General features: G+C 55.9%; 15 protein-coding genes. 9 read left to right on the top strand and 6 right to left on the bottom strand.

Features of this window, described 5'->3' with window-relative positions; translation table 11 throughout:
- The first annotated feature begins 14 nt into the window (after window positions 1-14).
- From hflD to ABIE11_RS00770, 5 genes are all read left to right on the top strand, one after another.
- Window positions 15-644 carry a high frequency lysogenization protein HflD gene (gene hflD / locus ABIE11_RS00790; protein ID WP_100780548.1) on the top strand — a complete coding sequence of 210 codons (630 nt, stop codon included), beginning with the start codon at window positions 15-17 and terminating at the stop codon, window positions 642-644.
- A 19-nt stretch (window positions 645-663) separates the two neighbouring features.
- Complete coding sequence (gene purB / locus ABIE11_RS00785; RefSeq protein WP_102103465.1) at window positions 664-2,034, top strand: adenylosuccinate lyase; 1,371 nt, start codon at window positions 664-666, stop codon at window positions 2,032-2,034.
- Between the two features lie 125 nt (window positions 2,035-2,159).
- Window positions 2,160-2,831, top strand: a complete 672-nt coding sequence (phoP, locus tag ABIE11_RS00780) for a two-component system response regulator PhoP (protein ID WP_100780550.1) — start codon at window positions 2,160-2,162, stop codon at window positions 2,829-2,831.
- The gene (gene phoQ, locus ABIE11_RS00775; RefSeq protein WP_102103464.1) at window positions 2,832-4,295 is read left to right on the top strand and encodes a two-component system sensor histidine kinase PhoQ; all 1,464 of its coding nucleotides are present in this window, start codon (window positions 2,832-2,834) and stop codon (window positions 4,293-4,295) included.
- 90 nt (window positions 4,296-4,385) lie between these two features.
- Complete coding sequence (locus ABIE11_RS00770; protein ID WP_100780552.1) at window positions 4,386-5,507, top strand: cupin domain-containing protein; 1,122 nt, start codon at window positions 4,386-4,388, stop codon at window positions 5,505-5,507.
- Between the two features lie 46 nt (window positions 5,508-5,553).
- Here the strand turns inward: ABIE11_RS00770 and pepT are convergent, their stop codons facing one another.
- Window positions 5,554-6,777 carry a peptidase T gene (pepT, locus tag ABIE11_RS00765; protein WP_100780553.1) on the bottom strand — a complete coding sequence of 408 codons (1,224 nt, stop codon included), beginning with the start codon at window positions 6,775-6,777 and terminating at the stop codon, window positions 5,554-5,556.
- Between the two features lie 250 nt (window positions 6,778-7,027).
- On the opposite strand from pepT, the gene potA reads away from it, so the two are divergent.
- The 4 genes from potA to potD are packed head-to-tail and all read left to right on the top strand — an operon-like array spanning window position 7,028 to window position 10,836.
- Window positions 7,028-8,164 (top strand): spermidine/putrescine ABC transporter ATP-binding protein PotA, encoded by a 1,137-nt coding sequence (gene potA / locus ABIE11_RS00760; protein ID WP_102103463.1) that lies wholly within the window; start codon window positions 7,028-7,030, stop codon window positions 8,162-8,164.
- Window positions 8,148-9,005, top strand: a complete 858-nt coding sequence (gene potB / locus ABIE11_RS00755) for a spermidine/putrescine ABC transporter permease PotB (protein WP_102103462.1) — start codon at window positions 8,148-8,150, stop codon at window positions 9,003-9,005. Before potA ends, potB begins: the two co-directional genes overlap by 17 nt.
- Window positions 9,002-9,793, top strand: coding sequence for a spermidine/putrescine ABC transporter permease PotC (gene potC / locus ABIE11_RS00750; RefSeq protein WP_100780556.1), 792 nt, complete (start codon window positions 9,002-9,004; stop codon window positions 9,791-9,793). Before potB ends, potC begins: the two co-directional genes overlap by 4 nt.
- Window positions 9,790-10,836, top strand: a complete 1,047-nt coding sequence (gene potD, locus ABIE11_RS00745) for a spermidine/putrescine ABC transporter substrate-binding protein PotD (RefSeq protein WP_102103461.1) — start codon at window positions 9,790-9,792, stop codon at window positions 10,834-10,836. Before potC ends, potD begins: the two co-directional genes overlap by 4 nt.
- 40 nt (window positions 10,837-10,876) lie before the next feature.
- Here the strand turns inward: potD and cobB are convergent, their stop codons facing one another.
- The 5 genes from cobB to lolC are packed head-to-tail and all read right to left on the bottom strand — an operon-like array spanning window position 10,877 to window position 15,817.
- On the bottom strand, window positions 10,877-11,698 hold the full coding sequence (gene cobB / locus ABIE11_RS00740) for a Sir2 family NAD+-dependent deacetylase (protein ID WP_102103460.1): 822 nt from the start codon (window positions 11,696-11,698) through the stop codon (window positions 10,877-10,879).
- Between the two features lie 15 nt (window positions 11,699-11,713).
- Complete coding sequence (gene nagK / locus ABIE11_RS00735; RefSeq protein WP_429183554.1) at window positions 11,714-12,625, bottom strand: N-acetylglucosamine kinase; 912 nt, start codon at window positions 12,623-12,625, stop codon at window positions 11,714-11,716.
- Between the two features lie 54 nt (window positions 12,626-12,679).
- Window positions 12,680-13,924 (bottom strand): lipoprotein-releasing ABC transporter permease subunit LolE, encoded by a 1,245-nt coding sequence (gene lolE / locus ABIE11_RS00730; RefSeq protein WP_107703863.1) that lies wholly within the window; start codon window positions 13,922-13,924, stop codon window positions 12,680-12,682.
- Complete coding sequence (lolD, locus tag ABIE11_RS00725) at window positions 13,924-14,625, bottom strand: lipoprotein-releasing ABC transporter ATP-binding protein LolD (RefSeq protein WP_100780561.1); 702 nt, start codon at window positions 14,623-14,625, stop codon at window positions 13,924-13,926. Before lolD ends, lolE begins: the two co-directional genes overlap by 1 nt.
- A complete protein-coding gene (gene lolC, locus ABIE11_RS00720) occupies window positions 14,618-15,817 on the bottom strand; it encodes a lipoprotein-releasing ABC transporter permease subunit LolC (RefSeq protein ID WP_100780562.1) in 1,200 nt (399 codons plus the stop codon). The genes lolD and lolC overlap by 8 nt, the downstream gene beginning before the upstream one ends.
- Window positions 15,818-15,975: the final 158 nt, after the last annotated feature.

Below are 15,975 nucleotides of genomic sequence, written 5' to 3'. Positions count from 1 at the left end.
CAAAAGGAGCCTGTGTGGCGAAGAATTATTATGACATCACCCTGGCACTGGCAGGAATTTGCCAGTCAGCCCGTCTGGTGCAACAGCTGGCGCATCAGGGTCATTGCGATGCTGACGCGCTGCACGTTTCGCTCAACAGCGTTATCGACCTTAACCCCGGCTCTACGCTCGGTGTGTTCGGTGGCAGTGAAACGAATCTTCGCCTCGGTCTCGAAACCCTGCTCGGCGTGCTCAATGCCAGCAACCGCCAGGGGCTGAATGCAGAACTGACCCGCTACACGTTGAGCCTGATGGTGCTGGAGCGTAAGCTGAACAGCGCGAAAGGTGCGATGGACACGCTCGGCAACCGCATCGCCGGGCTGCAGCGTCAGCTCGACCATTTTGATTTGCAGTCTGAAACCCTGCTGAGTGCGATGGCCGCGATTTATGTCGATGTCATCAGCCCGCTTGGGCCACGCATCCAGGTCACCGGCTCCCCTGCCGTGCTGCAAAGCCCGCAGGTACAGGCGAAAGTTCGCGCCTCGCTGCTGGCAGGAATTCGAGCCGCCGTGCTGTGGCAACAGGTTGGCGGTGGCCGACTGCAGTTAATGTTCTCTCGTAATCGCCTGACGACTCAGGCAAAACAAATTCTTGCTCATTGTTAACCTCCCGGAGTTGCGAATTATGGAATTATCCTCACTGACCGCCGTTTCCCCTGTCGATGGACGTTACGGCGATAAAGTCAGCGCGCTGCGCGGGATCTTCAGCGAATATGGTCTGCTGAAGTTCCGTGTACAGGTTGAAGTGCGCTGGCTGCAAAAGTTAGCTACCCAGGCAGCAATCAAGGAAGTTCCTGCTTTTGACGCCCAGGCAAACGATTACCTTGATAAAATCGTCGCGGAGTTCAGCGAAGAAGACGCGGCGCGTATTAAAACCATCGAGCGCACCACCAACCACGACGTAAAAGCGGTTGAATACTTCCTGAAAGAGAAAGTAGAAAGCGTTCCGGCACTGCACGCGGTGTCTGAGTTCATCCACTTCGCCTGCACCTCAGAAGATATCAACAACCTGTCTCACGCGCTGATGCTCTCTACGGCGCGCCAGGACGTGGTGCTGCCTTACTGGCGCAAAATCATCGACGCGGTGAAAGACCTGGCCGTGCAATACCGTGATATTCCACTGCTCTCCCGTACCCACGGTCAGCCAGCCACGCCGTCGACGATGGGTAAAGAGATGGCAAACGTGGCCTACCGCATGGAGCGCCAGTATCGTCAGCTGGAGCAGGTTGAGATCCTCGGTAAAATCAACGGCGCGGTCGGCAACTACAACGCCCACATCGCCGCGTATCCTGAAGTGGACTGGCACCAGTTCAGCGAAGAGTTCGTGACCTCTCTGGGCATTCAGTGGAACCCGTACACCACCCAGATCGAGCCGCACGACTATATCGCCGAGCTGTTTGACTGCATCGCGCGCTTCAACACCATCCTGATCGACTTCGATCGCGATGTGTGGGGCTACGTGGCGCTGAACCACTTCAAACAGAAAACCATCGCGGGCGAAATCGGCTCTTCCACCATGCCGCATAAAGTGAACCCGATTGACTTCGAAAACTCCGAAGGCAACCTGGGTCTGGCGAACGCCCTGCTGCAACACATGGCGAGCAAACTGCCGGTCTCCCGCTGGCAGCGTGACCTGACGGACTCCACCGTGCTGCGTAACCTCGGTGTCGGCATCGGCTATGCGCTGATCGCTTATCAGTCCACCCTGAAAGGTGTGAGCAAACTGGAAGTGAACCGTGACCGTCTGCTGGACGAACTGGATCACAACTGGGAAGTGCTGGCAGAGCCGATTCAGACCGTGATGCGTCGTTACGGCATTGAAAAACCTTACGAAAAACTGAAAGAGCTGACCCGCGGCAAGCGCGTGGACGCCGAAGGCATGAAGCAGTTTATCGACGGTCTGGATGTGCCAGAAGAAGAGAAAACGCGTCTGAAAGCAATGACGCCGGCGAACTACATCGGTCGCGCCATTGCTATGGTTGATGAGCTGAAGTAATTCCCCTCACCCTCTTTCCGCCCGGAAAGAGGGTTCCTTCCTCTGCGGTTTACTCAATGTTTATCCCCAAAACAACATAATCAGCGTTAAACTATTCATACCATTAATTTTAGGGAGAAGAGATGATGCGCGTATTGGTTGTTGAGGATAATGCATTGCTACGTCATCACCTGAAAGTTCAGCTTCAGGAAATGGGGCATCAGGTCGACGACGCGGAAGACGCAAAAGAGGCGGATTATTATCTCAATGAACACCTGCCTGATATTGCCATCGTCGATCTGGGGCTGCCGGACGAAGATGGTCTGTCGCTGATCCGCCGCTGGCGCAGCCATGATGTCTCCCTCCCGGTGCTGGTCTTAACCGCCCGCGAAGGCTGGCAGGATAAAGTCGAAGTGCTCAGCGCGGGCGCCGACGATTACGTGACCAAACCGTTCCATATCGAAGAAGTGTCTGCCCGTATGCAGGCCCTGATGCGCCGTAACAGCGGTCTGGCGTCACAGGTGATCTCTCTTCCTCCGTTCCAGGTCGATCTCTCGCGTCGCGAATTCTCCATCAATGACGAAGTCATTAAGCTGACGGCGTTTGAATACACCATTATGGAAACGCTGATCCGCAACAGCGGTAAAGTGGTGAGCAAAGATTCTTTAATGCTCCAGCTCTATCCTGACGCCGAACTGCGCGAGAGCCACACCATTGATGTGCTGATGGGGCGTTTACGTAAAAAAATCCAGGCGCAATATCCGCAGGATGTCATCACCACGGTCAGGGGTCAGGGATACCTGTTTGAACTACGCTAAATGAAGAAAATCCTTCGCCATTTACTGCCCCTGTCGCTGCGGGTCCGCTTTTTACTGGCTACCGCCGCGGTGGTGCTGATCCTCTCCCTCGCCTACGGCATGGTGGCGCTGGTCGGCTACAGCGTCAGCTTTGATAAAACCACCTTCCGCCTGCTGCGCGGCGAGAGCAATCTCTTCTACACTCTGGCCAAATGGGAAAATAATCGCATCAGCGTGGAGATGCCGGAAAATCTGGACCGGCAAAGCCCGACGATGGCGCTGATTTACGATGAGAAAGGCAAACTGCTGTGGGCGCAACGACATGTCCCGTGGCTGGAAAAAAGTATTCGTCCGGAGTGGCTAAAAACCAACGGCTTCCACGAAATAGAGGCCGACCTGAATTCCACCAGCTCCCTGCTCGGCAACGATGCCTCCATGCAGCGTCAGCTCGACGAAATCCGCGCGGATGACGACGATACGGAGATGACGCACTCGGTGGCGATCAATCTCTACCCAGCGACCATGGATATGCCGCAGCTCACGATTGTGGTGATCGACACCATTCCCGTTGAGCTGAAACGCTCCTATATGGTCTGGAGCTGGTTCGTGTACGTTCTGGCAGCTAACCTGCTGCTGGTGATCCCGCTGCTGTGGATCGCCGCCTGGTGGAGCCTGCGCCCTATTGAATCGCTGGCGAAAGAGGTTCGCGAACTCGAAGAGCACAACCGGGATAAGCTCAATCCGCAGACCACCCGCGAGTTGACAAGCCTGGTGCGCAACCTTAACCGCCTGCTGAAAAGTGAGCGTGAGCGTTACGATAAATACCGCACCACGCTTACGGATCTCACCCACAGCCTGAAAACGCCCCTTGCGGTGATGCAGAGCACGCTGCGATCCATGCGCAGCTCAAAGCTCAGCGTGGACGACGCCGAGCCGGTGATGCTGGAACAGATCAGCCGCATCTCCCAGCAGATTGGGTATTATCTGCACCGCGCCAGTATGCGCTCGGGCAGCCCGTTGCTCAGCCGCGAACTGCACCCCGTCGCCCCCCTGCTGGACAGCCTGACGTCAGCGCTGAATAAGGTCTATCAACGTAAAGGGGTGAACATTAGCCTCGATATTTCGCCTGAGATCAGTTTTGTCGGCGAGAAGAATGACTTTATGGAAGTGATGGGCAATCTGCTGGATAACGCCTGCAAATATTGCCTGGAGTTTGTCGAGGTTTCCGCGCATCAGACCGACGACGAGCTGCACATTATCGTCGAAGATGACGGCCCCGGCATTCCGCAAAACAAACGCGACGTGGTCTTTGATCGTGGCCAACGTGCCGACACGCTGCGTCCTGGTCAGGGCGTGGGGCTATCCGTCGCACAGGAGATTGTCGACCAGTATGCCGGGCGCATCGAAACCAGCGACAGCCTGCTGGGCGGCGCGCGGATGGTGGCGATTTTTGGGCGTCAGCACCCCTCTTCTGACGATAGTTAGTACTGAATGTGAAAAAAGCGAGATTCTCGCGCGCAGGCTCTTACGCTTCCGTTATAATCCGAGTCAGTAAGAGCCTGCGGAAATATAATTATGGATTATCACTTAACACTTAACTGGCCCGAGTTTATCGAACGCTACTGGCAAAAACGCCCTGTCGTTCTGAAACGCGGGATCAGCAATTTTGTCGACCCCATCTCCCCGGATGAACTGGCCGGACTGGCCATGGAAAACGAAGTCGACAGCCGCCTGGTGAGCCACCAGGATGGAAAATGGCAGGTTAGCCACGGTCCTTTTGAGAGCTACGATCACCTCGGTGAGACCAACTGGTCACTGCTGGTGCAGGCCGTGAACCACTGGCATGAGCCGACCGCAGCCCTGATGCATCCGTTCCGTGCCCTGCCCGACTGGCGCATGGACGATCTGATGATCTCCTTCTCTGTACCAGGCGGTGGCGTTGGCCCGCACCTCGATCAGTACGATGTGTTTATCATTCAGGGAACTGGCCGCCGTCGCTGGCGCGTGGGCGAGAAAGTGCCGATGAAACAGCACTGCCCGCACCCGGACCTGCTCCAGGTCGACCCGTTTGAAGGTATCATCGACGAAGAGATGGAGCCGGGCGATATCCTCTATATCCCGCCAGGATTCCCGCACGAAGGGTATTCCCTGGAAAACTCCCTTAACTACTCAGTGGGTTTCCGTGCGCCGAGCGGGCGCGAGATGATCAGCGGTTTTGCTGATTATGTCCTGCAGCGCGAGCTGGGCAGCCATCGCTACAGCGATCCGGACGTTCCTGCGCGCGAGCACCCTGCCGACATTCTGCCGCAGGAGCTGGATAAACTGCGCGAGATGATGCTGGGCCTGATTAACGAGCCGGAGCATTTCCGTCAGTGGTTTGGGGAGTTTGTCAGCCAGTCGCGTCACGAGCTGGATGTCGCTCCCGCCGAGCCGCCTTATCAGCCAGATGAGATTTATGATGCCCTGCAACAGGGTGATTCGCTGGTCCGTTTGGGTGGGTTGCGCGTACTGCGCATTGGCGACGATATCTTCGTCAATGGCGAGAAGCTCGATTCCCCGCACCGTCCTGCGCTGGAAGCGCTGGCGAGCCATATGGTTCTGAATGCAGAAACCTTCGGCGATGCGCTGGAAGATCCGTCATTCCTCGCCATGCTGGCGGCGCTGGTGAACAGCGGGTACTGGTTCTTCGAGGACTGAGTGTACAAGTGCCCGGTAGCACTTTGCTTACCGGGCACTGTTTTTCTCACTGCTTCGCTGTCAGCTCCGCAATTCGCACAATCACTTTTACCGCTTTCTCCATCCCTTCCAGCGTCACAAACTCGTGCTTGCCGTGGTAGTTATAGCCGCCGGTAAACAGGTTCGGGCACGGCAATCCCATGAAGGAGAGCTGCGAACCGTCGGTACCGCCGCGAATGGGTTTGAGCTGCGGTTCGATATCGCAATCGCGCATCGCCTGCTGGGCGATATCCAGAATGTGCGGATGCTCCATCACCTTCTCGCGCATATTGTAGTAGCTGTCCTCAATGATCAGCTCAATATAGCAATCCGGGTGCAGCCCTTTGCCGACTTTTTTGGCGATCTCCATCATCTTACGCTTACGCGCTTCGAACGCCTTGCGGTCAAAATCGCGAACGATGTAATGCATCTGCGCACTGTCCACCGTGCCTTTGATGCTGGTGAGATGATAGAAGCCTTCATAGCCTTCGGTCTGCTCCGGGCTCTCCTCAGCGGGGACTTCCGCATGAATCCGCGAGGCCAGCGACAGCGCGTTGACCATCACCCCTTTCGCCGACCCCGGATGCACGTTGTTGCCGACAATTTTGATGGTCACCGAAGCCGCGTTAAAGTTTTCAAACTCCAGCTCTCCGACGCCGCCGCCATCAACGGTGTAGGCCCACTTCGCATTGAAAGCCTCAACGTCGAAATGTTTCGCCCCTTTACCCACCTCTTCGTCCGGCGTGAAGGCCACCCGGATATCGCCGTGGGGAATATTTTTGCCTTTCAGCACCGCCAGCGCCGTCATGATCTCCGCGACACCGGCTTTATCGTCGGCGCCCAGCAGCGTTTTACCGTCGGTGGTGATCAGCGTCTGGCCCAGCAGCTGATGGAGCACCGGGAACATCACCGGCGAGAGCACCTCATCGCCGATACCGAGTGCGATATCGCCGCCACGGTAGTTTTCGACAATCTGCGGATTAACGTTCTTTCCGCTAAAATCAGGTGACGTATCGACGTGAGAAATAAAGCCAATCGCCGGAACCGAACCTTTAACGTTCGACGGCAGCGTCCCCATCACAGTGCCCTTTTCGCTTAAGGTCACATTGACCAGACCAAGCTCTTCCAGCTGATCCTTCAGCAGGTTTAAAAGCTTCCACTGGCCCTCGGTGCTCGGCACCTGTCGGACACCCGCTTTAGATTGGGTATCCAGCGAAACGTACTGTAAAAAACGCTCAAGTAATTTTTCCATGCAGTCACCCTCACTTTTTGTGACAACATTATCAGTAAGCATCAAAACCCAAATATTGCGTCAGGTCACTTTTATCCCGTAAACGAGAATATTTTCGATTTTGTCGTGATTCGTTAATAAATGTAGCTTATCAATCAGTCACAAGGATTGGTGATTTCAGTGGTTTGCCGTAGAATGACCGCCCTCATTAAGAGTCACCAAGGTGGTTACACACAAACCCCGCAGTCGGTAAACCCACCGACGCGTTTATATGGGACAGCGCCAAAAATTGAATACACAACCGGGAACACTGTCACCGCTGGTTCTTCTGTCGGGGATCAGCAAAAGTTTCGATGGTAAAACCGTCATTGACGATCTTAACCTGACTATCAATAACGGTGAGTTTCTCACGCTGCTCGGCCCCTCGGGCTGCGGCAAGACAACCGTTCTGCGCCTGATTGCCGGACTGGAAAGTGTCGACAACGGCCATATTCATCTCGAAAATCAGAACATCACCGATGTTCCCGCTGAACATCGTCACGTTAATACCGTCTTCCAGAGCTACGCCCTTTTCCCGCACATGACCGTGTTCGAAAACGTGGCATTCGGCCTGCGCATGCAGAAAACCCCTGCCGATCAGATAACACCACGGGTGAACGATGCCCTGCGGATGGTTCAGCTCGACGAGTTCGCCCAACGCAAACCGCATCAGCTCTCCGGCGGGCAGCAACAGCGCGTTGCCATTGCGCGCGCCGTGGTCAACAAACCCCGCCTGCTGCTGCTGGATGAGTCCCTCTCCGCACTCGATTACAAGCTGCGCAAACAGATGCAGAACGAGCTGAAAGCGTTGCAGCGTAAGCTCGGCATTACCTTTGTGTTCGTCACCCACGATCAGGAAGAGGCTCTGACCATGTCGGACCGTATCGTGGTGATGCGCGACGGTAAGATTGAGCAGGATGGCACGCCGCGTGAAATCTACGAAGAGCCGAAAAACCTGTTTGTGGCCAGCTTCATTGGCGAGATCAATATCTTTGACGCTACGGTCATTGAGCGTCTCGACGAGCAGCGCGTGCGCGCCAGCGTCGAAGGTCGCGAGTGCAATATTTACGTTAATTTTGCGGTCGAAAAGGGCCAGAAACTCAACGTGATGCTGCGCCCGGAAGATCTGCGCGTCGATGAAATCCACGACACCGCCGAGGCGGAAGGCCTTATTGGCTACATCCGCGAGCGTAACTACAAAGGGATGACGCTGGAGTCGGTGGTTGAGCTGGAAAACGGCAAAATGGTGATGGTCAGCGAGTTCTTTAACGAGGACGATCCGGACTTTGACCATCCGCTCGATCAGAAAATGGTCGTTAACTGGGTAGAGAGCTGGGAGGTTGTGCTGGCCGATGAAGAACACCAGTAAATTCCAGAATGTGGTGATCGCCACGATCGTGGGTTGGCTTGTGTTGTTTGTTTTCCTCCCCAACCTGATGATCATTGGCACCAGTTTTTTGACCCGCGACGACGCCAGTTTCGTCAAGCTGGTCTTTACGCTGGATAACTACGCACGCCTGCTGGACCCGCTCTACTTTGAGGTCCTGCTACATTCACTCAACATGGCGCTGATTGCGACCCTCGCCTGCCTGGTGCTGGGCTATCCCTTCGCCTGGTTTCTGGCCCGGCTGCCGCAAAAAGTTCGTCCGCTGCTGCTGTTTTTGCTGATTGTTCCCTTCTGGACCAATTCGCTGATTCGCATCTACGGCCTGAAGATTTTCCTTAGTACCAAAGGCTATCTGAACGAGTTTCTGCTGTGGCTGGGGGTGATTGATACGCCGATCCGCATCATGTTTACTCCGAGCGCGGTGATTATCGGTCTGGTCTATATTCTGCTGCCGTTTATGGTGATGCCGCTCTATTCCAGTATCGAAAAGCTCGACAAACCGCTGCTCGAAGCGGCACGCGATCTGGGTGCCAGCAAACTGCAAACCTTCCTCAGGATCATCATCCCGCTGACCATGCCGGGCATTATTGCCGGTTGTCTGCTGGTGATGCTCCCGGCGATGGGGCTGTTTTACGTCTCCGATCTGATGGGCGGTGCGAAAAATCTGCTGATCGGCAACGTGATAAAAAGTCAGTTCCTGAACATTCGCGACTGGCCGTTCGGCTCTGCCACCAGCATTACGCTGACGGTGGTGATGGGCCTGATGCTGCTCGTCTACTGGCGCGCCTCCCGCTGGCTGAATAAACAGGGAGATCTCGAATGATCGGTCGTCTGCTGCGTGGCGGTTTCATGACCGCCATTTACGCCTATCTTTATATTCCGATTATCATTTTGATCGTGAACTCGTTTAACAGTTCACGTTTCGGGATCAACTGGCAGGGCTTTACCACCAACTGGTATAGCCTGCTGATGAACAACGACAGCCTGTTGCAGGCGGCACAGCACTCTCTGACGATGGCGATCGCGTCGGCGACCTTCGCCACGCTGATTGGCTCACTGACCGCCGTAGCGCTCTATCGCTACCGTTTTCGTGGTAAACCTTTCGTCAGCGGGATGCTGTTTGTGGTGATGATGTCGCCGGATATCGTGATGGCGATTTCACTGCTGGTGCTGTTTATGCTCATCGGCCTGCAGCTTGGCTTCTGGTCGCTGCTCTTTTCGCACATCACCTTCTGCCTGCCCTTCGTGGTGGTGACGGTTTACTCGCGTCTGAAGGGCTTTGACGTGCGAATGCTCGAAGCGGCGAAGGATCTGGGGGCGAGTGAGATGACCATTCTGCGCAAAATCATTCTGCCGCTGGCAATGCCTGCGGTCGCTGCCGGATGGCTTTTGAGCTTCACGCTGTCGATGGACGACGTGGTGGTCTCTTCCTTTGTCACCGGGCCGAGCTATGAAATTCTGCCATTGAAGATCTACTCAATGGTGAAAGTCGGTGTATCACCGGAGGTGAACGCGCTGGCGACGATTCTGTTGGTGTTATCGCTGGTGATGGTGATTGCCAGCCAGATTATTGCTCGTGATACAACGAAATCTCAGGGGACGTTAAAATGAAAAAATGGTCACGCCACCTGCTCGCGGCAGGTGCTCTCGCAATCGGCATGAGCGCCGCGCACGCGGACGACAGTAAGACGCTCTACTTCTACAACTGGACCGAGTATGTGCCGCCAGGCCTGCTTGAACAGTTCACCAAAGAGACGGGGATCAAGGTGATCTATTCGACCTACGAGTCGAATGAAACCATGTACGCCAAGCTCAAAACCTACAAAGACGGCGCCTATGATGTAGTAGTGCCCTCCACCTATTTCGTCGACAAAATGCGCAAAGAGGGCATGATCCAGAAGATCGACAAGACGAAATTAACCCACTTCGGCAACCTCGATCCGGAGATGCTGAACAAGCCGTTCGACCCGAATAATGACTACTCTATCCCCTACATCTGGGGTGCAACCGCCATCGGTGTAAACAGCGACGAGATCGACCCGAAAACCGTCACCAGCTGGGCTGACCTGTGGAAACCGGAGTACAAAGGCAGCCTGCTGCTGACGGACGATGCGCGCGAAGTGTTCCAGATGGCGCTGCGCAAACTGGGCTATTCCGGTAACAGCACCGACCCGAAAGAGATCGAAGCGGCCTATAACGAGCTGAAAAAGCTGATGCCAAACGTGGCAGCGTTTAACTCCGATAACCCGGCTAACCCGTATATGGAAGGCGAAGTGAATCTGGGGATGGTGTGGAACGGTTCTGCGTACGTCGCGCGTCAGGCCGGTACGCCACTACAGGTCGTCTGGCCGAAAGAAGGCGGGATCTTCTGGATGGATAGCCTCTCGATTCCGTCTAACGCCAAAAACGTCGACGGTGCGATGAAGCTGATTAACTTCCTGCTGCGTCCTGAAGTGGCAAAACAGGTGGCGGAAACCATTGGCTATCCGACGCCAAATCTGGCGGCACGCAAGCTGCTCAGCCCTGAGGTGGCGAACGATAAATCACTGTATCCGGATGCGGAAACCGTGAAGAAAGGCGAATGGCAAAACGATGTGGGCGACGCAAGCCGCATTTATGAAGAGTATTATCAGAAGTTAAAAGCAGGCCGTTAGCGTTAACCGGCCCTCTTCCATCAGAAGAGGGCCGGGAAAATTACAATCCCTTCAAGAGCTTTTCGACAAAATCTGGCACCACAACGCTCGCCAGACCATACTGTTTCTCTTCAAACTCGCTGCCGACCTGGCTCGGTTCCAGATTCAGCTCAACCGTGTGCGCACCGTGCAGCCGTGCTTCGTGCACAAAACCTGCCGCCGGATAGACATGCCCTGACGTGCCAATTGCAATAAACACATCTGCCATCGCCAGCGCGCTGTAGATCTCGTCCATACCCAGCGGCATTTCGCCGAACCACACCACGTGTGGACGCAAGGGTGACGGGAACTGGCAGCAATGGCACTTGTCATCGAGCGTGATATCACCGGTCCAGTCGAGAACCTGACCGCTCCACGCGCAGCGCACTTTCAGCAGCTCGCCGTGCATGTGGATGATATTGTGATTCCCGGCGCGTTCATGCAGGTTATCGATATTCTGCGTCACCAGCAGAAAGCGGTCGCCCAGCGCCTCTTCCAGCTTCGCCAGTGCCAGATGCGCTGCATTGGGCGCAATCTCCGGCGACTGTAGCTGACGGCGGCGGTCATTATAGAACGTCTGCACCAGTTCAGGATTACGGGCAAAGCCTTCCGGCGTTGCTACGTCTTCGACGCGATGTTCTTCCCACAATCCATCCGTGGCGCGAAACGTCCGGATCCCGGACTCGGCGGAGATCCCCGCCCCGGTCAGTACCACGACTCTTGGCTTTTCCATACCTTCTGGCATCACCCTGTCTCTGAAAAAAATCCGCTGGCGCAAGCGCTCACGCAGGCGGCGTTTATTTTTGCGAAAACGGCTCAGTCGACCTAACCGACGCGACAGCATAAAAACCTCGTATAACTAACGGGTGAGATGAAGGAATGCCGCACCGCGCATGCCTCCGGCATCCCCATGACGCGCACGTTCAATACGCGGTACGCGGGCGACCGGCAGCAAATGTCGGGGCAGTCGCCCGGACAAATGCTCCGTGATCGCCGAAAAGTTGGATAATCCGCCACCGATCACCAGTAAATCGGGATCGACAACGGTCAGAATATTGCCCAGACACACCGCCAGCAGATCAAGATAGCGCTCAACGTGTTCGCGGGCCTGTTCATCGCCCTGCTCCCACAAGGTGATGATTTCCGGCGCTTCACGTTTCTGATGATAGAAGTGTTCGTAAAGCCATGCAAACCCGCGACCAGAAAGATAATTCTCAATGCAACCGTGCTGCCCACAGCCGCAGCGGGTCAGGGGAAAATCACGCCCGACCACCTCCAGCGCATCCACCGGCAGGCGGATATGGCCGAACTCACCGGTAATATAACTGCGACCGGTAATCGGCTTGCCGTTAATGATAATCCCGCCGCCGACGCCCGTCCCCAGAATCAGCCCCATGACTAAAGGGTACTGACGGAACTCATCGTCCCAGGCTTCGGAGAGGGCAAAGCAGTTGGCATCGTTGTCGAGACGCACATCGCGTTCAAGGAGAGCAGAGAGATCGGCGCGCAACGGTTTGCCGCTGGCGGCAGGCACGTTGGCGGCGTAGAGCGTACCGTCGTCGGTTTCCGGCATCCCCGGAATACCAATCCCCACGGAGCCTTTGACGCCAAAACGGGTGTCTGCGTCGGTCACCAGGGCGGCGATCGCGTTCAGAAAGTCGTCGTAACTGTCGCGTGGCGTGGGAACACGGGTTTCCCACTGCAATTTGAGCTGTTCATCAAATACGCCGAGCGCAATTTTAGTGCCGCCAATATCAAATCCATAATACATAACGCATTCCTCTTTCTGATTTGGCGGCCCGAAAACCGCTAAATCATGACGTAATTACTGGCCACTTAGCACCCTCGCCGGATCAATTCGGCTTGCGCGACGCGCTGGATACCAGCTTGCCAGCAGACTCAGTAAAAGTGCTGTAACCAGCACATAAATAACGTCCAGCCAGTGCAATTCAGACGGCAGGAAGTCAATAAAATAGATGTCACCCGACAGGAATTGATGTCCAATCAGCTTTTCAATGCCGTTGATAATCGGCGTCAGCTGCAGGGAAACCACCACGCCGATCACCACGCCGCAGAGGCTGCCAAACAGACCCGCCAGCAGACCATACCAGACGAAAATGGCACGAATAAGACCGTCTTTCGCGCCCAGCGTGCGCAGAACGGCAATGTCGCTGCTCTTGTCTTTAACGGCCATCACCAGCGTCGAGACGATGTTAAAACAGGCCACGCCAATCACCAGCACCATCGCCAGATACATAATGGCGCGGATCATTTGGATATCGCGATACATATAGCCGTAGGTGCCAATCCAGCTTTTGATATAGACATAGCTGTTGGTCACGCCACCGGCGTCGCGCACCAGTTTATTCGCGTTGAAGACGTCGTTGACCTTAATGGCGATACCGGTGACGCTGTCCGCCATATCCAGGTACTGACGCGCATCGTCCAGCGGGACCATCGCAAAGCTATGATCGAGCTGCCCGCTCAGGGCTAAAATCCCGGTAACGTGCAGACGCACGCGCTTCGGCTGCTGGAGTTTGTGATCGGCACTGGCGTTCGGGATCATGATCGACACCCAGTCGCCCTGCTTCACCTTCAGCGCATCCGCGACACCTTTGCCGATGATAATCTGCTGCTCACCCGCTTTAAAGTTCGCCCACGCGCCGTTCTGCACAAACTGTGGCAACGCGCTCAAACGCGCTTCCTGCTGCGGGTTCACCCCTTTCACCTGAATGGCGCGCAGATTCGCACCGCTCTCCACCAGGCCGGTAAAGTTGATGTAAGGTGCTGCGGCCACAATGCCCGGCACCTTTTCCACTTTCGTGAGCGCCTCGCTCCAGTGGGTCCACGGCTGATTCACCGGTTCAATTTCGCCGTGCGGAACCACCGCCAGAATGCGGTTATTCAGCTCACGTTCAAAGCCGTTCATCGCGCTTAAGCCGACGATGAGCACCGCCACGCCGAGCGCGATACCCACGGTAGAGATCACGGAAATCAGCGACACCATGCCGCCGCGACGGCGGCCACGGCTAAAGCGCATACCGATCAATAAGGATAACGATGACGCCATTACTCGGCTCCCATCAGGGTCAGTTCCGCCGTCAGACGACCGTCACGCATCTCCAGCTGACGGCTCATGCGTCGCGCCAGCTGCAGATCGTGGGTCACCACCAGGAACGCCGTTCCCTGGGAGGCGTTCAGTTCGCCGAGGAGCTGGAAAATGCTGTCTGCGTTGCGCGCGTCAAGGTTACCGGTCGGTTCGTCCGCCAACACCAGACGCGGGTTATTCACCAGCGCACGGGCAATTGCCACACGCTGGCGTTCGCCACCGGAGAGTTCAGACGGACGATGGTTCCCGCGGTGGCCGAGGCCAACGGCTTTCAGCATGTCGCTGGCGCGGGTGTTGATCTCTGCCGGTTTCTTTTTGCCAATCAGCAGCGGCATCGCGACGTTTTCCAGCGCGGTGAAATCAGGCAGCAGGTGGTGGAACTGGTAGATAAAGCCAAGAGACTGATTACGCAGATCGGCTTTCGCCGTCGACGTCATTTTGCTCATCGGCTGGCCGGAGAAAATCACATCGCCGGAGGTCGGCGTATCCAGCCCGCCCAGCAGGTGCAGCAAGGTACTTTTGCCCGAGCCGGAGCTACCGACAATCGCCATCATCTCGCCTTCGCCTACGCTGAAACTGACCTCATGCAGGACATCGGTCTGCACGGTGCCTTCCTGATAGCGTTTGGACAGGTTGTCGCATTGCAACAGGATCTTATTCATAACGTAAAGCCTCAGCGGGTTGAGTGGCGGCGGCGCGCCAGGAAGGATAAAGCGTAGAGAGCAGCGCAATGGCCATCGCGACCAGCGCAATACCCACGACCTGCAGCGGCTCGATCGCCACCGGCAGCGCGGCACCGTCGAGCAGAATGCCGATAATCGGCATCAAATTATTGAGCTGGCTGGCGAGCAGCGCACCCAGTACGGCACCCAGCAGCGCCCCGATAATCCCGGCGCTCGCCCCCTGAACCATAAACACCGCCATAATCTGGCGCGGCGTCAGTCCCTGGGTTTGCAGGATCGCCACTTCGCCCTGCTTTTCCATCACCATCAGGCCAAGCGACGTGATGATGTTAAACGCGGCAACGGCGACGATCAGGCTCAGCAGCAGGCCCATCATGTTCTTTTCCATGCGCACGGCCTGGAACAGCTCGCCTTTACGCTCGCGCCAGTCCTGCCATTTAGTGCCTTCCGGAAGTTTTTGCTCACTCAGAACGTCCACTTTCAGCGGTTCGTTGAGCCACAAACGCCAGCCGCTGATGTTACCCAACGGGTAACGCATCAGGCGGGACGCGTCCTGAATATTCACCAGCATTTGATAGCCGTCGACTTCGCTGTTAGCGGCGAAGGTGCCGATCACGTTGAACAGGCGCTGGCTCGGCAAGCGCCCCATCGGGGTGAACTGGCTGGCTGACGGCACCATCACGCGCAGCTGATCGCCACGGTTGACGCCTAGCTGTCCGGCGAGCTGCTCGCCGAGAATAACGTTGTATTTGCCTGGCTCAAGATCGGTCTGTTTGACGTTAACCAGATACGGAGTGAGCGGATCTTTCTGCGCAGGATCGATGCCCAGCATCACTCCCACCGACACGCTGCGCGCGCTTTGTAGCACCACGTCACCCGTTGTCAGCGGCGCAATACGGCTGACGCCCTGTAACTTCACGGCGCTTTCGGGCAGCTGTTGCGGATTAATGGAGCCCTGAGAGGAAGAGAGAACCGCCTGCGGCATCAGTCCCAGGATGTTGTTTTGCAGCTCGCGCTCAAAGCCATTCATCACGGACAGAACCGTCACTAAAGCCATCACGCCAAGCGTAATGCCAATAGTAGAAAGCCAGGAGACAAAGCGACCGAAGCGGTCCGCGGCGCGCCCACGCATGTAACGTAAGCCTATAAAGAGTGCGACAGGTTGGTACATGAAATCCGTCTGGTTGCTGATAGCAGACCCACGAGTATATAAGCGAATCCGTTAAGCGTAAATGACTGAAACCGTAAGCTTTGGTAATGATTTTGGCGAAAAAACAAGAAAAATCATCAGGCTACTTGTCGATCGGCCTCTCATTACGCCCGCGCCCT

Source organism: Lelliottia sp. 489 (genome assembly GCF_050435885.1).
Taxonomy (GTDB): Bacteria; Pseudomonadota; Gammaproteobacteria; order Enterobacterales; family Enterobacteriaceae; genus Enterobacter; species Enterobacter nimipressuralis.
Note: the sequence above shows the minus strand (reverse complement) of the source record. Positions and strands in the feature narration are given on the sequence as shown.